Genomic DNA, 18,832 nt, shown 5'->3' on the forward strand with positions numbered 1-18,832 from the left:
CAACATGATGGGTTTCTCATCGTTGGAACCCGCATTCTAGAGCCATAGGACTGCCTCGCCCCAGTGTGTTAGGGTGCGTCGCGCAATGACTAAGGAGTTCCGTCCATGCCCCCTATTTTCCTCGCCCTCTCTTTTTTCAGCGTCGCCGCGACAGCCGCCGAAGTCGATCAACAAGCCGCGGTGGCAGCCCTGGAAAAACCGCAGGCCGTCCTGATCGGCATCGATACCCGCGAGACGTTCGCCGACAGCGCCCTTCCCGATACCCGGCACCTCAGCCTGGAGGATGTCACGACGAAGGTTCCCGAGGTGGCGCCGGACAAGAACACCCCCATCGTCCTCTACGCCGCCAGCGCCCGGCGCTCGTCGATCGCCCAGGACTCGCTGACCGCGCTGGGTTATCGCCAGGTGATCAACGGCGGCAGCTACTACGGGCTCAAGAAGGCCCTGCAACAGGACGAAGTGCAGAATTGAGCGACTGAAGACTTCCGCAGCGGCTGGTTTCGAGGCAACGTAGCGCTTCTTTACATTAGGGAAGACTCTCATGTTCCGATGGCTGGCCTTGCTCCTCGTCCTGTCCCAACCGGCGCTCGCCGCCGAACTCACCCTCGAACTCCCCTCCGGCAGCCGCAGTTGGACCACGGAACAACTGCTGGCGCGCCCGGACGTTCGGGAAGTGACCATCGACAACGATACCGCTTACAAGCACAAGACCGTCTACCGCGCCGTACCGCTGGCCAGCCTGCTCGAAGGCATCCGCCCCGGCGATCACCTCCAGGTGGTCGCCCTGGACGGTTTCGTTGCCGAACTGGCCGCTGCGCCCCTGCTCGCCACCTCCGGTTCGCGTGCCTGGCTCGCCATCGAGGACCCGGCGAACCCCTGGCCGCCGCTCGGTGAAGACAAGCCGAGCGCCGGACCGTTCTTCCTGGTCTGGACCGATCCGCAGGTCGACCGCATCGTGCCCGAACAGTGGCCCTACCAGATCGCCACGATCCGCAGGTTGCCCCCGGTGGCCGAGCGCTTCCCGGCGCTGCTGCCGGCCGCCGAGGCCAGTGCCGACGTCCAGGCGGGCTTCGCCCAGTTCCAGAAGAACTGCCTGGCCTGCCACCGCCTGAACCGCCAGGGCGATGCGCAATTCGGCCCGGACCTCAACGTTCCCTACAACCCCACCGAGTATCTCCAGGCCGGCTTTCTAAAGCGCCTGATCCGCAACCCGCAGGACCTGCGCCATTGGCCGCAGGCGCGGATGCCGGCCTTCGCCGAAACCACGCTCAGCGATACCGAGCTGGACCAACTGATCGCCTACCTGACCCACATGGCAGGTCGCAAGGTGCAGTGACGGCGCTCGCTGCCGCGCCCCGTCTGCAGCGGGGCGCGGCGATACCTTCAGGGGAACTTTCCCGCCCCCCTCGCCGCCAGAAAAGAGTAACGCCCGTTCAGGCCCTTGCCGGACCGCAGGGCATGCGCTCATTTCTGGAGGACCTATGCAACAGTGGGATTTCTGGCTCAACCAGCTCTTCTGGCTGAACACCGCCATCGTGCTGACCGTGACCCTGGTCAGCTACCTGATTCTGCGCAGCCTGATCGGCATCCTGAGCAAGCGCTTGGCCACCTGGGCCGCGGGTCGTCAGAACAAGTTCTACGGTTTTGCCGTGGAAATGCTCAGGCGGACCAGCCGCTTCCTCTTGTTCGCCTTCTCGCTCCTGCTCGGCCTCAAGCTGATCGAACTGACGCCGAAGTGGGAGGACACCCTGTCCCACGGCTGGTTCATTGTGCTCGCCTTGCAGGTCGCGCTCTGGGTGGACACCGGCGTGCGTTTGTGGACCCAGAACCTGCTGTTCTCCAGCGACAGCCCGCGCAACCCGGTGACCACCACGCTCATCTCGATCCTGGCGCGGATTCTCATCTGGTCGGTGATGCTGCTGTCGATCCTGGCCAATCTCGGCGTCAACATCACCGCGTTGGTGGCCAGCCTGGGGGTTGGCGGTATCGCCGTCGCGCTGGCCGTGCAGACCCTGCTCAGCGACATGTTCGCCTCGCTGTCGATCGGCGTGGACAAGCCCTTCGAGATCGGCGATTTCGTGGTGTTCGGCTCGGTGGCCGGCTCCATCGAGCACATCGGCCTGAAAACCACCCGCATCCGCAGCCTCAGCGGCGAACAGATCGTCTGCGCCAACTCCGAGCTGCTCAAGCAGACCCTGCACAACTACAAGCGCATGGAGCAGCGGCGGATCGTCTTCAAGTTCGGCATCACCTACGACACCCCGGCGGACAAGGTGCGCGAGGTGGCGGCGCTGGTCGCCCGGGTGATCAAGGCGATCCCCGATACCCGTTTCGACCGCGCCCACTTCCAGTCCTTCGGCGATTACCAGCTCACCTTCGAAGTGGTCTATTACGTGCTGAGTTCCGACTACAACAAGTACATGGATATCCAGCAGGAAATAAACCTCGGCCTGCTGCAAGGCCTGAAGGAGCTCGAGGTGAAATTCGCCTTCCCGACCCGCAGCCTGGAGTTCGTCGGCGGCCAGTTTCCGGACATCAAGGTGGCGGGCCTGCAGGCGGAAAACCCGCCGGCCAGCAGCGGCGAAGCACGCCAGGAGAAAGGCCCGCGGCGGATGCCTTGAGCACCCGCCGCCCCACTCGGCTACTGCTGCTGCACCTGCATCAGCGGCGATACCAGCACCCGGGCGTGCATCTGCTCGCCCCCGCCGCCCCGGCGCATGCCGCGTACTGGGCAGGCATCGAGGTAATCCAGCCCCACCGCCAACTTGAGATGGCGCTCCGGCCGGGTCAGGCAGTTGGTCACGTCGAAGCTGTACCAGGCGTCGCCAAGCCAGGCCTCGGCCCAGGCATGGCTGGACAGGTGCGTGCTGCTTTCGGTGTAGAGATAACCGGATACGTAGCGTGCCGGCACGCCGAGGCTGCGCACGCAGGCGAGGAAGGCGTGGGCGTGGTCCTGGCAGACGCCGACACCGCCGGCGAAAGCCTCCGCCGCCGTGCTTTCCACCTGGGTGGTGCCCGGCTGGTAGGTGATCCGCGCATTGAGCGCCTGCATCAGGTCGGTGAGCGCGCTGCGGTCGCGGCGCTCCTTGCATTGGCTGGCGGCGAACTCGCGCAGCGCCTCGTCCGGCTGGGTCAGGCGGGTGAAGCGCAGGAACGGCAATGCCGACTGCCGGTCGTGCTCGGCGTCCTGGTGCTCGTCGATATCCACCTGGCCACGGGCGCCGATGACGATGGACTCGTGCGGTTCGTCGAGGGTCAGCACGTGGAGGATGTTGCCGTAGGGGTCGCGTTGCGCCCGGGCCGGGCGCGGCAGGTCGAGCTGCCAACTGATCACGTGCTGGCGCTCGCTCTCCTGGGGCGTGAGACGCAGATACTGGATGCTCGCGCGAACCTGATCGTCGTAGTGATAGGTGGTGTCGTGGCGAATGGAAAGTCTCATGCGGCCTCCAGGTAGGAGCTGTGAATGGCGCTGGCAAGCTGGCGGACCAGCAGGATGAAATCGGTGAGCCAGGTATGCAGGCCCTCGCCGAGGACTTCGTCGATGCCGGTGTAGCGCAGGCGAGCCTCCAGCTCGGCGGCCAGGCGCTGCGCCGGGCGGCCGTTGTCGCCGGGCAGCCCGCCGAGCATCAGGTTCAGTTCGTCCACGCAGGCACGCAGCGAGCGCGGTACGTCCGGGCGCAGCAACAGCAGTTCGGTGACCTTGCGGGTGCGCGGCGAGCCCCGGTAGATCTCGGTGAACGCCTCGAACGAGGAGAGCGCGCGGAGCAAGGCGCTCCACTGGTAATAGCCGCGGGCCGAGGTATCGCTGACCGCATCGGCTTCCTCGCCGAGCATTTCGTAGCGGGCATCGAGCAGGCGCAGGGTGTTGTCGGCCCGCTCGATGAAGGTGCCGAGGCGGATGAAACGGTACGCCTCACCGCGCATGATGGTGCCGAAGGTGGCCCCGCGGAACAGGTGCGAGCGCTCCTTCACCCACTCGCAGAAGCGGCTGATGCCGTAACGGCCGAGGCCCTGCTCGGCAATGCCGCGCATTTCCAGCCAACTGGCGTTGATGTTCTCCCACATGTCCGCGGTGATCCGTCCGCGCACCGCATGGGCGTTGCTGCGCGCAGCGGCCAGGCAGCTGTAGATGCTCGCCGGGTTGTCGGCATCCAGGGCGAAGAAATTCAGCATCCGCTCGGCATGCAGCTCGCCATGGCGGTTCAGGTAGTCGTCCAGGGTGCCGGTGATCAGCAACGGCATGGCCAGTTCGTCGAGGCCGTCGCCACGGCCGTCCTGCGGCATCAGCGACAGCGAATAGCTGACGTCGAGCATGCGCGCCAGGTTCTCGGCACGCTCCAGGTAACGCGACATCCAGTACAGGTCGGAGGCAGTTCTACTGAGCATGTTGCACTTCCTTTCTCGGGTTCCGGTGCGTGCGGAACTCAGTCTTCTACGATCCAGGTGTCCTTGGTGCCGCCGCCCTGGGAGGAGTTGACCACCAGGGAGCCCTCGCGCAGCGCCACACGGGTCAGCCCGCCGGGCACCAACCGGGTCTCGCGGCCGGACAGCACGAAGGGACGCAGGTCGATGTGGCGCGGGGCGATACCGGTCTCGACAAAGGTCGGACAGGTCGAGAGACACAGCGTCGGCTGGGCGATGTAGGCCTCCGGGCGCGCCTTCAGCCGGGTGCGGAAGGCTTCGATCTCCGCCGCGCTGGCAGCCGGGCCGACCAGCATGCCGTAGCCGCCCGAGCCCTGGGTCTCCTTGACCACCAGCTCCGGCAGGTTGGCCAGCACGTGGGACAGCTCCTCCGGCTTGCGGCATTGCCAGGTCGGCACGTTCTTCAGGATCGGCTCTTCGTCCAGGTAGAAGCGCACCATGTCGGTGACGAAGGGATAGACCGATTTGTCGTCCGCCACGCCGGTACCGATGGCGTTGGCCAGCACCACGTTACCGGAACGGTACGCCGCCAGCAGGCCAGGCACGCCGAGCATGGAGTCCGGGTTGAAGGCCAGCGGGTCGAGGAAGGCATCGTCCAGGCGCCGGTAGATCACGTCCACCTGGCGTGGCCCCGCCGTGGTGCGCATGTAGACACGGTCGTCGCGGACGAACAGGTCGGCACCCTCCACCAGCTCCACGCCCATTTCCCGGGCCAGGAAGGCGTGCTCGAAATAAGCACTGTTGAAGCGACCCGGGGTCAATACCACCACGCTGGGGTTGTCCAGCGGGCTGGAGCTTCTGAGGGTATCGAGCAGCAGGTTCGGGTAGTGATCGATCGGCGCGATGCGCTGCACCGCGAACAGCTCGGGGAACAGCCGCATCATCATCTTGCGGTCTTCCAGCATGTAGCTGACGCCACTCGGCGTGCGCAGGTTGTCCTCCAGCACGTAGTAGGTGCCGTCGCCGTCGCGTACCAGGTCGACACCGGAGATGTGCGAGTAGATATCGCGGTGCAGGTCCAGGCCCTGCATGGCCAGTTGGTACTGCTCATTGGCCAGCACCTGCTCCGGCGGGATGATGCCGGCCTTGAGGATGCGTTGGTCGTGGTAGAGATCGGCGAGAAACATGTTCAGCGCCTTGACGCGTTGGATGCAGCCGCGCTCGACGATGCGCCATTCGCTGGCCGGGATGCTGCGGGGGATGGTGTCGAAGGGGATCAGGCGTTCGGTGCCCTGCTCGTCCCCATAGAGGGTGAAGGTGATGCCGGCGCGGTGGAACAGCAGGTCGGCTTCGCGCCTTCGCTGGGCCAGCAGTTCCGGCGGGGTGTCCGCCAGCCAGCGGGCGAACTCCTGGTAGTGTGGCCGGCAGTGGCCGTTCGCATCGTACATCTCGTCATAAAAGACGCGGGCCATGATTGACTCCTTATCACCCGGACTCGAGGGTGACGTCGCAAGGCCCGTGCCAGGGAAAATTCTCCTTTTATTTCAAAGATATAACGATTGAAGCGAAGCATGTCGCACCACTTCGGTGCGCTTTCGCTTCGCTGGCAAATGCCGACGCCCCATTCTACGGCAGCCCCTCCACAGGAGGCCGCTCAGTCACCGAACGCCAACCCCAGCCAGTGCCGGTAGATGCCCTCGGCAACCCGCAACTGCGCCGCCACCCGGCTTTCCAGGTCCTGCAGCATGTAGGGCCGGCCCTGCTGGCTGGGTTGGGTTTCGTCGAGCAGGTGGGCCCAGTCGGTGGTCCAGAGACGCACCAGTTCCTCGTCCAGCTCCGGGTGCCCTTGCAGCGCCAGTACCTTGTCGCCCCAGGAGAAGCCCTGGTTCGGGCACCAGGGGCTGGACAGCAGCCAGCGGGCGCCCTCCGGCAAGCCGAAGGTGTCGCTGTGCCACTGGAAGACCGGGAACTCTTCCGGAGCGTGGGCGAGCCAGGGGCTCCGCTCGGGCAGGTCGCGTCGGCTCAGGGGCTGCCAGCCGATCTCGGTGTAGGGCATGCGGTGCACCGAAGCGCCCAGCGCCTTGGCCAGGAGCTGGCCGCCGAGGCAATGGCCGATCACGGGAATATCGCGCCGGATGAAGTGCCGCAGCGCGGCGATTTCTGCCCCGATCCAAGGCAACGGATCGTTGACGCTCATCGGTCCGCCCATCACCGCCACGGCCTTGGGCCGGTCGAGGTCGACCGCCTCCAGTTCCCCCAGGTCGGCGCGCACCACGGTGAACGCTCGCTGCTGCACATCCAGCACACGGGCCAGATGCCCCGGCGGACAATAATCGACATGCGTGACAATCAGAATATCGGTCATGGACTACCTCCGGTCAGACGGAAGGCAAAGCTCATGCCGAGCCCGGGGTAGCCGGGGAATGTTCGATACGACGGGAGATTTCGTTCACCGGGCCGGCATTCCTGCCGGCCGGTGATCTGCCAGGTCCGGATCGCGCATCCTGCGCGTCAGGTTCGCGGCATCAGGATTTCCTGAGTCACGCCCCAACCGTCCAGCACGCCGCCAAGCGGCGCGACGACCGACTCGAGGTCCTGCTCGAAGTCATCGATCCCGGCGTGGGTGGCATACATCACTTTACTGACCTGAAGGTGCCAGGCGCCGTCCTCCCGGGCGCTCACCTGGGCGTTCAACGACTCCCCACGAAAATTCTTCGCCGCCATCCGGGCCCGGTCCTCGTCGGGGAAGATGGCATAGAACTCGATGGGATGGACGCGGGCGAAGTCGAAACCACCTTCTTTCATGCGGCGCAGAACATTGCTGCTGACATCATCGTGGAAGGCTGTACTCATGAAGCGACCTCCTCTCAGGCGATGGATGGATTTACCGCTTTCATCGTCTTGCCGCCGCACCACTCGCAGCGGCATCACGGCACTCGGCGTGCCGCAGGGCTTCGGACAGGATCGTCCGAGGGGTCAAGGCCGATGCCGGAACGGCACCAGTGAATGACGTCGGGCAGGCGAATGCCGCCCAAGACACCGTCCCTTTCAGGGTAGGCCATCGGCCGCTCTCTGCCGAGCGACAAAACACCCTGTCACAAAACCGGCGACAGGCGGCACTTGGCCATCTGTCGATTCCGGCATTCGCCGAACGACTATGTATCGACCGCCAATCAGGGGCTTTGCTCCCGTTGGCTACACTGCTGCCAGGCCACGCCATGGAGGAACACCGCATGCCCCGCTCCGTCGACCTGTGGATCGCAACCCGCAAGGGCCTCTGGAAACTCGCCGGCGACGCCGGACGACAACGCTGGAGCCTGTCCGGCCCGCATTTCCTCGGCCATATCGTCCACCATGCCGTCGCCGACCCACGCAGACCCGGCGTGGTGCTGGCCGCGGCCCGCACCGGCCATCTCGGGCCGACGGTGTTCCGCTCCGCCGACGGCGGCCAGACCTGGCAGGAAGCCGAGGCGCCGCCTGCATTTCCCAGCGAGCCGAACGGCCGGGTGCTCGACCACGTGTTCTGGCTCACCCCCGGCCATTCGTCGGAACCCGATGTCTGGTATGCCGGCAGCGTGCCCCAGGGCCTGTTCCGCAGCGACGACGACGGGCGCACCTGGCAGGGCGTGGAAGGCTTTAACCAGCACCCGCGCTACCGCGATTGGGCCGGCGATCCGGCTGAAGGCCCGCCCGGCGGCGCCAAGCTGCATTCGGTCCTGGTCGATCCCCGCGACGCGGCCCACCTCTATATCAGCATGTCCAGCGGCGGCACCTTCGAATCCCGCGACCGCGGCGCCTCCTGGCAACCGCTCAACCACGGGGTACGCGCCGACTTCCTGCCCGAGCCGCCACCCGGCAGCTACCACGAGTACGGCCACGATCCGCACTGCGTCCAGCTCCATCCGCTGGCGCCGGACCGGCTCTACCAGCAGAACCATTGCGGCATCTTCCGCCTCGACCGCCCGGGCGATACCTGGACCGACATCGGCGCCAACCTGCCGACGCCGGACAGCGTGCGCCATGACATCGGCTTCCCGGTCACCCTGCACCCCCGCGATCCCGACACCCTCTGGGTCTTCCCGATGGATGCCACCGACGTCTGGCCGCGGGTATCGCCCCAGGGACGACCGTCGGTCTACCGTTCGCGGGATGGCGGAACGTCCTGGCAGCGGCTGGACAGCGGCCTGCCTGCCGAACAGGCCTGGTTCACCGTCAAGCGCCAGGCCATGAGCGCCGACAGCCACGACCCGGTCGGCGTCTATTTCGGCACCACCAGCGGCGAGGTCTGGGGCAGCACGGACGAAGGCGAACGCTGGACCTGCCTGGCCCGCTACCTGCCGGAAATCTACGGCGTCGAGGTGAGCTGATGCGTATCCTGCTACCCACCCACGTGCAGAGCTATACCGGCGGGACCGCCGAGCTGGATCTGCCCGACGCCCCGACCCTGACCGCGCTGTTCACCGAACTGGACGCTCGCTACCCCGGTCTGCGTTTTCGTGTCATCGACGAACAGGGTGCCATGCGCCCGCACTTCAAGGCGTTCGTCAACGGCGAGATCGAGCGCGACATGCAGGCCGCGCTGCCGGCCGGCGCAGAAGTCATGCTGGTTGCCGCGCTGTCCGGCGGCTGAGACCACCGCCAGGCCCGACATCAATCCTTGTCGGGCTTGCCGTCCACCACCCCGGCGGTGTTATCGAGCAGGCTCTGGGTCGCCGTCTGCAGGAAGGCCTCGAGGCTCTTCTTCAGCGCGGCGGCCTCCGGCGTGCCGTCGATGCGCCGGCTCTTGGAGTCCGCGCCCAACTGGTACTCGTAGTAGCGCGCCGGCATGTCCTTCGGCTGCACGAGGATGCGCGAATCGTCGATGAAGGCCACGGTCTGGTCGCTGCCGGACGGCTTGATCACGCCGAAGCCCTTGTCGTCGGCCGGCAGGTTGAGCAGGTCGCGGCCCCAGCACTGGTGACGCACCTCCCCACCCAGACGGCCCATGATGGTGGGCACGATGTCCACCTGGGTGCCGACAATGTCGCGGCGGTCGCCGAATTTTTCCTGGATGCCCGGCCCGATCAGCAGCAGCGGGACGTGGAAGCGGTACAGGTCCATTTCGGTGAGTTGCTCGGTACTGCCGAAACCATGGTCGCCGACGATCACGAACAGGGTGTCCTTGAAGTACGGCGCCTTGCGCGCCTTCTCGAAGAACTGGCCCAGGGCCCAGTCGGAGTAACGCATGGCGGTCAGGTGCTGGTCCAGCGAACCGTGGCCGGTGACCGGCTCCACCGGCAGCTTGTCCGGCAATGCGTAGGGCGTGTGATTGGAGAGCGTCTGCAGCAAGGCATAGAAAGGCTTGTTGCGATCCTTCTGCGCCAGTTCCTCGGCGGCACGATCGAACATGTCCTGGTCGGACACGCCCCAGGTGGGGTCGGCGAACACCGGATTCACGTAGTCGTTACGGCCGATGAAGGTGGTCATGCCCTGGTTGCCGAAGAAGCCGGCCTGGTTGTCCCAGGCGAAATCGCCGTTGTAGACGTAGAGGTCGTTGTACTTCCGCGCGCTGAGCAACTGCGGCAGCCCGGAGAATTTGTGGGTGCCTTCGGGGCTCTGCATCAGGTATTCGAAGCCCGGCAGGTTGGGAAAGCAGGCCATGGTGGCGAACATACCCTGGTGGGTGTGGGTGCCGTTGGAGAAGTAGCGGGTGAACAACGTGCCCTCCTTCGCCAGGCTGTCGAAGTACGGGGTGATGCCGTCGCGGCTGCCCAACGCGCCGACGTAGTGGCCGGCGAAGCTTTCCATGAGGATCACCACCACGTTGCGGATCGGCAGGGTGCCGGCTTCCGGCGGGTTGTAGTCGCGACGCACGGCGGCGGTGTCGGCATCCACCAGGCGGTCGTCCGGGACCAGCAACAGGTCGCGGGTGGTCTGGCGCGCCTCCGCCGGTGGCTGGGTCGCCTTCCAGATGTTGTCGCGTTCTTCGGAAAAACGGCTTTTCGCCGCGCTGTACAGGCTCAGGGTGCCGTTCAGCGCCAACTGGTTGGCGAACATCGAATCGGTGGTAAAGGCGTCGCCCCAACGCAGCGGCGCACCCTGGCGCAGCGTCCCGCGAGCGGCGGCGACGGCCACCACCAGGCAGAGGAAAAACACCGCGACGCGCCAGTACCAGGCGACCGGCTTCGCCGCGGCGGCCTTGCGGGTCACCAGCGGGTCGGGCCGGCTCATGTTGTCGAGGGCCTTGAACAGGTTGGCCAGCATCCAAGTGACCAACGCCCAGGCGAGCAGATAGCGCAGTACCGGGAAGCCGTACCAGAGCATGCTGAGGACGGTCTTCGGATCTTCCTGGATGTACTGGAACACCAGGCTGTTCAAGCGCTGATGGAACTCCCGGTAGAAGTCCAGCTCCAGCAGGCCGAGGAAGAAGGTCAGGCTGGCGAATGCCGTCAGCCACACGCGGTGCAACTGCCGCGCGGCCATGGCGCGGGCGCTGAGGATCGACAGCAGCAGCGGTACGCAGGCGAACACCACCACCCGCAGGTCGAAGCGCATCCCGGTGAAGAACGCCTCGACGAAGGTGGCGACCGGCGTCTCGCCGATCAGCTCGCGGTTATAGACCAGCAGGATGCCGCGCAACAGGCTGTACAACAGCAGCAAGGCGGTGGCACTCAGCAGGATGAAGCCGAGGTGGCTGCGCAGGCCGGGGTGGGCGGGCGAATGAGCGGTGGCGTCCGTCTGGGCCATGGTTCAGATTTCCTGGGGAGTCCGTTGGATTTCGAGAATGCGGTTGCGGCCCTGCTCCGCCAGCAGGAACCGGCCAGGGGCGACTTCGAGAAGGGTTTGGGCGGAACGCAGATGATCGGCCACTACCTGCAGTTGCCCGTCGGTATCGAGCCAGAGCAGGCGCGCCATGTGCGTGGCGTCTTCGCTGATCCAGACGCCACTGGCGCTGCACAGCAGGAAGCCCGGCTGATTCAAGCCCTCGACCAGAGTCCGGTCGTTGCCCTCGGCCCGCCATTCGCGCACCCGGCCCTTGCCCTTTTCGACGTACAGCACGCGCCCGTCCGGGCAGATGGAGACGCCCTCGCCTTCCACCAGGCCATCGCGCAGGACGGTGGTTTCGTCCGTGTCCGGGTCGTAGCGCAAAAGGCGGCCGCTGGGTTTGTCCTCGATGGCGTAGAGATAGTTCCCGTCGCTGGCGACCCCTTCGAAATTCTCGCCGTTGAACAACGCGGTCAGGCGGTTCCCTTTCAGCCAGAACAGCGGCAGCCGGCCGCCCTCCTGGGTGATCGCCAGACCGCCGCGGTAGCGCACCAGGCCGTCCGGCTTGGACAGTCCGTTCAGCACATGGGCGACCGAGCCGTCGGCGTGGAGCCGCAGGATGCGCCCCTTGCCATCCTGCAGTTCCTGGCTGACGAACAACCCGCCTTCATCGTCTTCGACCAGCGCGCTGACCTTCTCCAGGCCGTCGTGCAGAACGCGCAGGCTCCAGCCGGCCGCCAGGGTCACCGGATAGAAGTGGCGCCAGGCAAGCACGCCCAACCCCAGCGCCAGGCCGAGGACCGGCAGGAGCAACAGGAGGAAGATGCGTGTTCGTTGCGGTGACGACATGGGGCGCTCTGAATACCAGCGAGCCGAAGCGGCCCGAGGCGCAGAGTGTCCCGTACGGGGTGTGAAAATTTTGTCGAGAAGCGGAGCGACGATGTGGGATACCGCTCATTCCGGCGAGGATGTTGGCGCGACGGGGATCGGCCACCTCCGCCAGAGGCCGGACACGAGCGCAGCGGGGCGCTCATGTCCGCACGGCGTGCCGTCAGTCGTTACTCGGCTTGCCGATGGCTTGCAGCACGTACTGCGGCAGAGCGAAGGCGCCCAGATGGACGTCCGGGTTGTAGTAGCGGGTGACGATGCCGCTGCCGGCGAAACGCTGGCGCAGGGTTTCCAGCGACAGCTTGCGGTAGGCGGCGTCGGTGGCGCCCCAGGCGAAGGTCATGGCACCGCCGATGTAGGTAGGCACCGCGGCCTGATAGAAGTGCCAGTCGGCGAACAGGCCGTTCATGCGGCTTGCGGTGGTCTGCACTTCCGACAACTGCATGAACGGCGTGCCGTTCTGCGTGACCAGGATGCCGCCTTCGTTCAGGCAACGCCGGCAGGCCTGGTAGAAGTTTTCGGAAAACAGCACTTCGCCGGGGCCGATGGGATCGGTGGAGTCGGAGATGATCACGTCGAACTTCTCCTCGGTGGTGGCGACGAAGCGCATGCCGTCGTCGATCACCAGGTTCAGGCGCGGATCGTCGAAGGCGCCCTTGGAGTGGCCCGGCAGGAACTCCTTGCACATGTCCACCACGGTGCCGTCGATTTCCACCATGGTGATGCTCTCGACGCTGCGGTGCTTGCTCACCTCGCGCAGCATGCCGCCGTCGCCGCCGCCGATGATCAGCACCCGCTTGGCCAGGCCATGGGCGAGGATCGGCACATGGGTGAGCATCTCGTGGTAGATGAACTCGTCGGCCTCGGTGGTCTGGATCACTCCGTCCAGGGCCATGACCCGGCCCATCCGGGCATTCTCGAAAATCACCAGGTGCTGGTGTTCGGTGCGCACCTCGTGCAACAGCTTGTCCATGCTGAAACGCTGGCCGTAGCCTTCGTAGAGGGTTTCCAGATAGTCGCTCATGGGTCAGTCTCCCTGATCCTGAAATAAGGCTGCGATACGGACGGTAGCCGAAGCCCGCCCCACGAAGAAAGGCGCGCATTCTACGTCGGCGAGGATGACAGGTCGAACCTTGCATGCCCGGGATGATGGCGTTTCGACCCGCAGCGCCACGCAGCCCGGACACGGCGCGCCCTGCCGCCGACATAGCGGCAACTGGCCTTCAGTAGGAGCCGATTCGAAAGTCGTTTCCGGGAAGACAACCCGCCGCGCAAGCGCTATCGTCGCGCCCATGAACGACCTCGCGCCCCTCCCCGTCCAGCCGCGCTGCTGGCACCTGCCGTACCGACAGCCCTGGGACTGGAAGCAGTTCCACCAGCATTTCCAGCTCCGCCTGCTGCCCGGCGTCGAGCGGCTGACCGCGGATGGCTACAGCCGCAGCGTACGTCTGGGCGACGTGCGCGGCTGGCTGCGGGTGCGTCCGCTGGCCGAACACCCGGTGCTGGAGCTGACCCTCAGCCCGTCGCTGTCCGGCCTGGAGCAGCCGCTGATTGCGCGGGTACGGCGGATGTTCGACCTGGATGCCGATCCTGCAGCCATTGGCGCGCATCTGGGCCAGGACCCACTGCTGGCGAGCCTGATCGCCCGCTACCCGGGCCTGCGGCTACCCACGGCCTTCGATCCGTTCGAGCAGGCGGTGCGCGCCATCGTCGGCCAGCAGGTTGCGGTGAAAGCCGCGATCACCATCGTCGGTCGGCTGGTCGGCCGGCTCGGCGAGCCCCTGGACGATTCGGAAGAAGACGGGCCGCAACGGCTGTTCCCCACCCCCGATGCCATCGCCGGCGATCCGCTGGAAGGCATCGGTATGCCGGGCAAGCGGGTGGAAACCCTACGCCGCCTGGCGCGGGCGGTACGCGACAGGGAACTCGCCCTGCACGTGAACGACGGTGCCGCTGCGCTGGTCGAACGGCTCTGTGCCCTGCCCGGCATCGGCCCCTGGACGGCCGAATACATTGCCCTGCGCGCCTTCGGCGAAACGGATGCCTTCCCCGCCTCCGACCTCGGCCTGCTCAAGGCGCCGGTATGGGGGCTCGGCGGCACCGACGCCCGCACTCTCGCGGCCCGCTCACAGGCGTGGCGCCCCTGGCGCGCCTACGCCGCCGTTTATCTCTGGCAAAGCTACGCGGAGACCTGATGCCATGTATTACCGCTACCACGACAGCCCCATCGGCCAACTACTGCTGGCCGCCGACGACGCCGGCCTGCGCCGCCTGCACATGGACGCCCACAGCCCCTGGGAACTGAGCGACGACTGGCAGCCGGCCAGCGACCAGTTGGACGAGGTCTGCCGCCAGCTCGACGAGTATTTTGCCGGCCGCCGGCGGCGCTTCGAGCTGCGCCTGGCCCCGGCCGGCACCGAATTCCAACGGGCCGTATGGACCGCCCTGCTGGACATCCCCTTCGGCCGCACCAGCAGCTATGCCGAACTGGCCCGCTGCATCGGCCGGCCGAAAGCCGTGCGCGCCGTCGGTGCCGCCAATGGCGCCAACCCCATCGCAGTGATCATTCCCTGCCACCGGGTGATCGGCAGCAACGGCAGCCTGACCGGCTTCGGCGGCGGCCTGCCGCGCAAGGCGCAATTGTTGCGATTGGAAGGTGCGGCGCTGCCGGAACAGGCGATGTTGATTTAAGGCGGCGGGATACGCGCCAGTACGCGGACGTCCGCCTCCAACGGCAGCGCCAGGATGAGCCCCTCGCCCGAACGCGGGTACATCCCGGTCAGCGTGGTGATATTGACCTGATGGGTGATCAACACCAACGGCTCCCCACGCGGCAGGCCATTGATCGCCCGACGCAGTTCCAGCGTGCGCTCGACGCGGTGCTCGCGTTCGGCAAACAGCGAATCCAGCAACGGCAGCGGCTCCACCGCTCCGAGACCCATTTCCCGCGCGGTATCCAGCGCCCGGCACCAGCGGCTGCTGTAGAGACGCGGCCGCTCGACCCACTGACTGCGCAACAACACGCCCCAGCGCTGCGCCTCGCGGCGCCCCTGTTCGTCGAGGTTGCGCTGGGTGCTGCAGTCGTCGACACGAAAGTTCGGCGGGTCGCCCACACCCGGAGCGGTAGCGTGGCGCAGGATGAGCAGCGCCCGCCCCTCCCTGAGCGCCGCCCAGGCATCGGTCTCAGCGGCCTGGAGCCAGGCCGGCGCGAGCCAGAGGGCGAGGAAAAGAACGAAGGTACGGTGCATGGTTCATGTCGATGATTCGGCCCGCGGCCCCATCACGAACCAGTTGAACACCCCGAGCAGTGGGAAGAGCACCAGCAAGGCGATCCACAGGGCCTTCATGCCCGGACTGGAGCGGCTCCGGACCACCTGAACGATAGCCCAGAGATGCAGCGCCAGCAGGAGCAGGCCGATCGCACCGTAGAACAGCAGCCCGCTCCCGCCTCCCTCGTCGAACACCGCGACCTCAGGGCAGTCGGTCCGGTTGTACCGACCTCGGCCCCATCAGGGCCCAGACGATCAGGCCGACGACCGGCAGAATGACGATGAACAGCACCCAGAGCACCTTCTTGCCGGTGTCGGTGCTGCTGCGCACCACGTTGATGACCGCCCAGACGTCCAGGGCGAAGATGATCAGGCCGATCAGGCCACCGAATGCATCCATGGGAAGACTCCTTCAAGGAAAGACTCTTCTCATAGGATGCGACACGGTGCGATGGGTTCACCCCGGCCGGGGTCAGAACCCGGCGGGATCGATCACCGCGAAGCTGGCCACGGTCGGATGGCCGACCAGTTCGCCACCTTCCCGGGCCAGGCCACAGGTGGCCATGCCGGCTTCGCGGGCGGCGTCCAGCTCCTGCACCACGTCGGACAGGAACAGGATGTCCGCCGCCGGCAGCCCGATGGCCTGGGCGATGCGCCCGTAGGAGGTCGCCTCACGCTTGGGCCCGGAAGTCGTGTCGAAGTAGCCGGAAAACAGCGGCGACAGGTCCCCGGCGTCCGAGCAGCCGAAGATCAGCTTCTGCGCCTGGATCGAGCCGGAGGAATAGACGTACAGGCGATAGCCCTCTTCCTGCCAGCGCTTCAGGGCTTCCACCGCATCCGGGTAGACATGGCCCTTGAGCTGCCCGGCACGGTAGCCCTGTTCCCAGACCATGCCTTGCAGCGCCTTGAGCGGCGTGGCCTTGCGGTCTTCGGCGATCCAGCCGAGGAGGATATCGATGACCCGCTCGGCGTCGGCTCCGGGCTCGCCGGCCTCGGCACAGGTCGCGTCCAGCTGCGCGGCCACGGCCGGCTCCGCGGCGTGCTGGCGGACGAAGTCCGGCAAATGGCGGGCGGCATAGGGAAAGAGCACGTCGAAGACGAAGCTGACGGCGCTGGTGGTGCCTTCGATGTCGGTGAGAATGGCTTTGATCGGCATGCGAACTCCCGCGAATCAGTCTTCCAGGCGCGGGAAGCGGCTGGCGATGTCGTCACCGGTGAACTGCGCGACCCAGCCCTCCGGGTTGTTGAACAGGCGAATCGCCACGAAGTGCGGGTGTTCGCCCATGTCGAACCAGTGGCGGGTGCCGGCCGGTACCGAGATCAGGTCGTTCTTTTCGCAGAGCACCGCATAGACATACTCGTCGATGTGCAGGGTGAACAGGCCGCGACCGGCGACGAAGAAGCGTACCTCGTCTTCGCCATGGCGATGCTCGTCGAGGAACTTGGCACGCAGTTCAGCCTTCTGCGGGTGATCGGCAGTGAGGCTGACCACATCCACGGTGACGTAGCCGCGCTCCTGCATCAGCTTGTCGATCTGCGGACGGTAGGCAGCGATCACCTCCTCCTGGCTGGCGCCGGCGGCGATGGGCGCGCTGGCTTCCCAGCGCTCGAAGCGCACGCCGACCTCGGCAAGGGTGGCGGCGATGTCCTCGGCGTGGGTCAGGACCTTGTTCGGCAGTTCGGGATTGGATTCGTGGTAGACGCTCAGGCTGCTCATGCGGTTCTCCCTGGCTCCATGGATTTCGTCGGGGCATTCGCCCAACGGATTATCGACAGGCGAACGAATTCGCCCCCTGCTGCTCAGCGCGCCTGCAAGGCACGCACCTTCAATTCGCATTCGAAGAGGAACTCGAATGCCTCCACCTGGCGCAGCGCATCGCTCATGCGCGGCCCCCAGGTGTACAGGCCATGCCCGCGGATCAGGTAGCCGACGCAATCGGGGTTCGCATCGAGCCAGGGCTGCACCTTGGCCGCCAGGCGGGCGATGTCCTGATCGTTGTCGAAGATCGGCACACAGACTTGGCATTCGTGGGTGGATATTCCGGAAAACGCCTTCTGCAACTCGTAGTCGGAAAACACCAGCGAATCGCTCAGGGTCAGGCGCGACAGCACGGTGGCGTTGACCGAGTGGGTATGCAGCACCGCGCCGATCTCCGGCTTCCAGGCGTAGAGCTGAGTATGCAGCAACGTCTCGGCGGACGGCTTCTTGCCCGGTTCGAGGCTGTTTCCCGCCAGATCGGTGGCGAGTACATCATCCGGGCCGAGCTGCCCCTTGTGCTTGCCGGACACGGTCAGCAGCACTTCCCTGTCGCTGAGGCGCGCCGAGTAGTTGCTGCTGGTGGCCGGCGACCAGCCACGGCCGTACAGGAAGCGCCCGGCCTCGATGATCTCGCCGGCGAGTTGTTCGCGATTGACTGTCATGCCCTCTCCTCTTTCAAGCGGGTGGCAATGATAACGGTTGCCGCCAGCGCCGCCAGACTGGCGATGACGAAGGTCCACACCGGCCCCAGGCTGTTCCAGCTGTAGCCGGAGTACAGTGCCCCCAGCGCACCGCCCACGCCGGCAAGGGTCGCGTAGAGCGCCTGGCCCTGGCCTTGCTGACGGTCGCCGAAGCTGCGCTGGACGAAATGGATCGCCGCCACATGGAAGCTGCCGAACGTCGCCGCGTGCAGCAACTGGGCGAACAGCAGCACCGATAAATGATCGGCCTGGGTGCCCAGCAGCAGCCAGCGCAACGCCGCCAGCAGGAAGCTCGCGGCCAGCACCTGGCGCAACGAGAAATAGCACAGCACCCGCGCCATGACGATGAACAGCAGGACCTCCGCCACCACACCCAAGGCCCAGAGCAAGCCGATCACGCCCCGCGAGTAACCCAGCGCCTCCAAATGGATAGTCAGGAAGGTGTAATACGGCCCGTGGCTGAGCTGCATCAGGCCGACGCACAGGTAGAAGGCCAACACGCCGGGCTGGCGCAACTGGCGGAAGAAGCCGCCCCGGTCCGGTCGATCCTCACTGGTCTGCGGCTGGGCGTTGGGAATCCAGCCGCTGCCGGCGACGATCCCCGCCATGATCAGCAGGATCGCCAGCGGATAGGCATCCAGGCTGACCCAGTCGAACAGCTTGCCCAGCCCGACCACGGTGAAAATGAAGCCGATGCTGCCCCACAGGCGGATCTGGCTGTAGCGCGACGCCTGGTCCTGCAGATGGGCCAGGGTGATGACCTCGAACTGCGACAGGATGGCGTGCCAGAAGAACGCATGCAGCGCCATGATCAGCGCCAGCCAGGCATAGCTTTTGTCGATGAGGATCAGGGCGAAGCTGAACAGCGTACAGACCGCCCCCAGCCGCACGATGGCCAAGCGCCGGCCGGTGTAGTCGCCAAGCCAGCCCCAGAGATTGGGCGCCAGGCAGCGCATCAGCATGGGAATCGCCACCAGCTCGCCGATCCGCGCGCTGGGAAAGCCCAGATGGGCAAAGTACAGCGCCAGAAACGGCGCCGTGGCGCCGAGCAGGCAGAAGTAGAAGAAATAGAAGCCGGACAGGCGCCAGTACGGGAGAGCAGTCATAAG

22 protein-coding genes are annotated in these 18,832 nt (G+C 66.0%); 7 read left to right on the forward strand and 15 right to left on the reverse strand.

Features of this window, described 5'->3' with window-relative positions; all coding sequences use genetic code 11:
- The first annotated feature begins 105 nt into the window (after positions 1-105).
- The 3 genes from PIN01S_RS22490 to PIN01S_RS22500 all read left to right on the forward strand — a co-directional run bounded on the left by PIN01S_RS22490 (position 106) and on the right by PIN01S_RS22500 (position 2,621).
- Positions 106-471 (forward strand): rhodanese-like domain-containing protein, encoded by a 366-nt coding sequence (locus PIN01S_RS22490; RefSeq protein ID WP_084339144.1) that lies wholly within the window; start codon positions 106-108, stop codon positions 469-471.
- 70 nt (positions 472-541) lie between these two features.
- Positions 542-1,336 (forward strand): c-type cytochrome, encoded by a 795-nt coding sequence (locus PIN01S_RS22495; RefSeq protein WP_084339145.1) that lies wholly within the window; start codon positions 542-544, stop codon positions 1,334-1,336.
- Positions 1,337-1,481: 145 nt separating this feature from the next.
- Positions 1,482-2,621, forward strand: a complete 1,140-nt coding sequence (locus tag PIN01S_RS22500; protein ID WP_084339146.1) for a mechanosensitive ion channel family protein — start codon at positions 1,482-1,484, stop codon at positions 2,619-2,621.
- 20 nt (positions 2,622-2,641) lie between these two features.
- Here PIN01S_RS22500 and PIN01S_RS22505 read toward each other — a convergent pair whose 3' ends face one another.
- From PIN01S_RS22505 to PIN01S_RS22525, 5 genes are all read right to left on the reverse strand, one after another.
- Positions 2,642-3,439: a transglutaminase family protein gene (locus PIN01S_RS22505; protein ID WP_084339147.1), complete on the reverse strand. Its 798-nt coding sequence runs from the start codon at positions 3,437-3,439 to the stop codon at positions 2,642-2,644.
- Entirely contained in the window at positions 3,436-4,386 is a 951-nt protein-coding gene (locus PIN01S_RS22510) for an alpha-E domain-containing protein (RefSeq protein WP_084339148.1), read from the reverse strand. The genes PIN01S_RS22505 and PIN01S_RS22510 overlap by 4 nt, the downstream gene beginning before the upstream one ends.
- A gap of 38 nt (positions 4,387-4,424) precedes the next feature.
- Complete coding sequence (locus PIN01S_RS22515; protein WP_084339149.1) at positions 4,425-5,834, reverse strand: circularly permuted type 2 ATP-grasp protein; 1,410 nt, start codon at positions 5,832-5,834, stop codon at positions 4,425-4,427.
- 182 nt (positions 5,835-6,016) lie between these two features.
- Positions 6,017-6,727 (reverse strand): type 1 glutamine amidotransferase, encoded by a 711-nt coding sequence (locus PIN01S_RS22520; protein WP_084339150.1) that lies wholly within the window; start codon positions 6,725-6,727, stop codon positions 6,017-6,019.
- Between the two features lie 146 nt (positions 6,728-6,873).
- Positions 6,874-7,215, reverse strand: coding sequence for a ribonuclease E inhibitor RraB (locus PIN01S_RS22525; RefSeq protein ID WP_084339151.1), 342 nt, complete (start codon positions 7,213-7,215; stop codon positions 6,874-6,876).
- A gap of 380 nt (positions 7,216-7,595) precedes the next feature.
- Here PIN01S_RS22525 and PIN01S_RS22530 point away from each other — a divergent pair, with 380 nt between their 5' ends.
- Complete coding sequence (locus tag PIN01S_RS22530) at positions 7,596-8,729, forward strand: beta propeller repeat protein (protein ID WP_212633101.1); 1,134 nt, start codon at positions 7,596-7,598, stop codon at positions 8,727-8,729.
- A complete protein-coding gene (locus tag PIN01S_RS22535; RefSeq protein WP_084339153.1) occupies positions 8,729-8,992 on the forward strand; it encodes a MoaD/ThiS family protein in 264 nt (87 codons plus the stop codon). Before PIN01S_RS22530 ends, PIN01S_RS22535 begins: the two co-directional genes overlap by 1 nt.
- Positions 8,993-9,012: 20 nt before the next feature.
- Here PIN01S_RS22535 and PIN01S_RS22540 read toward each other — a convergent pair whose 3' ends face one another.
- The 3 genes from PIN01S_RS22540 to speE form a co-directional block, all read right to left on the reverse strand.
- Positions 9,013-11,088, reverse strand: a complete 2,076-nt coding sequence (locus tag PIN01S_RS22540; RefSeq protein WP_084339154.1) for an LTA synthase family protein — start codon at positions 11,086-11,088, stop codon at positions 9,013-9,015.
- Between the two features lie 3 nt (positions 11,089-11,091).
- On the reverse strand, positions 11,092-11,955 hold the full coding sequence (locus PIN01S_RS22545) for a hypothetical protein (protein WP_084339155.1): 864 nt from the start codon (positions 11,953-11,955) through the stop codon (positions 11,092-11,094).
- Between the two features lie 202 nt (positions 11,956-12,157).
- Complete coding sequence (speE, locus tag PIN01S_RS22550; protein WP_084339156.1) at positions 12,158-13,018, reverse strand: polyamine aminopropyltransferase; 861 nt, start codon at positions 13,016-13,018, stop codon at positions 12,158-12,160.
- Positions 13,019-13,286: 268 nt separating this feature from the next.
- Between speE and PIN01S_RS22555 the strand changes: the two genes are divergently transcribed.
- Positions 13,287-14,189, forward strand: a complete 903-nt coding sequence (locus PIN01S_RS22555) for a DNA-3-methyladenine glycosylase family protein (RefSeq protein WP_084339157.1) — start codon at positions 13,287-13,289, stop codon at positions 14,187-14,189.
- 4 nt (positions 14,190-14,193) lie between these two features.
- Positions 14,194-14,685 (forward strand): methylated-DNA--[protein]-cysteine S-methyltransferase, encoded by a 492-nt coding sequence (locus PIN01S_RS22560; RefSeq protein WP_084339158.1) that lies wholly within the window; start codon positions 14,194-14,196, stop codon positions 14,683-14,685.
- Here PIN01S_RS22560 and PIN01S_RS22565 read toward each other — a convergent pair.
- The 7 genes from PIN01S_RS22565 to PIN01S_RS22595 all read right to left on the reverse strand — a co-directional run bounded on the left by PIN01S_RS22565 (position 14,682) and on the right by PIN01S_RS22595 (position 18,829).
- The gene (locus PIN01S_RS22565) at positions 14,682-15,242 is read right to left on the reverse strand and encodes a histidine phosphatase family protein (protein ID WP_084339159.1); all 561 of its coding nucleotides are present in this window, start codon (positions 15,240-15,242) and stop codon (positions 14,682-14,684) included. The genes PIN01S_RS22560 and PIN01S_RS22565 overlap by 4 nt on opposite strands.
- Before the next feature lie 3 nt (positions 15,243-15,245).
- A complete protein-coding gene (locus PIN01S_RS22570; protein WP_244506023.1) occupies positions 15,246-15,458 on the reverse strand; it encodes a PLD nuclease N-terminal domain-containing protein in 213 nt (70 codons plus the stop codon).
- 7 nt (positions 15,459-15,465) lie between these two features.
- Complete coding sequence (locus PIN01S_RS22575) at positions 15,466-15,663, reverse strand: PLD nuclease N-terminal domain-containing protein (protein ID WP_084339160.1); 198 nt, start codon at positions 15,661-15,663, stop codon at positions 15,466-15,468.
- Positions 15,664-15,735: 72 nt separating this feature from the next.
- On the reverse strand, positions 15,736-16,419 hold the full coding sequence (mtnC, locus tag PIN01S_RS22580) for an acireductone synthase (protein ID WP_084339161.1): 684 nt from the start codon (positions 16,417-16,419) through the stop codon (positions 15,736-15,738).
- 15 nt (positions 16,420-16,434) lie between these two features.
- Positions 16,435-16,980, reverse strand: coding sequence for a 1,2-dihydroxy-3-keto-5-methylthiopentene dioxygenase (locus PIN01S_RS22585; protein WP_084339162.1), 546 nt, complete (start codon positions 16,978-16,980; stop codon positions 16,435-16,437).
- Between the two features lie 83 nt (positions 16,981-17,063).
- On the reverse strand, positions 17,064-17,684 hold the full coding sequence (locus PIN01S_RS22590; protein WP_084339163.1) for a methylthioribulose 1-phosphate dehydratase: 621 nt from the start codon (positions 17,682-17,684) through the stop codon (positions 17,064-17,066).
- Positions 17,681-18,829, reverse strand: coding sequence for an MFS transporter (locus PIN01S_RS22595; RefSeq protein ID WP_084339164.1), 1,149 nt, complete (start codon positions 18,827-18,829; stop codon positions 17,681-17,683). Before PIN01S_RS22595 ends, PIN01S_RS22590 begins: the two co-directional genes overlap by 4 nt.
- Between the last annotated feature and the right edge of the window lie 3 nt (positions 18,830-18,832).

Origin of the sequence: Pseudomonas indica NBRC 103045 (genome assembly GCF_002091635.1) — a bacterium.
GTDB classification, from domain to species: Bacteria; Pseudomonadota; Gammaproteobacteria; order Pseudomonadales; family Pseudomonadaceae; genus Pseudomonas_M; species Pseudomonas_M indica.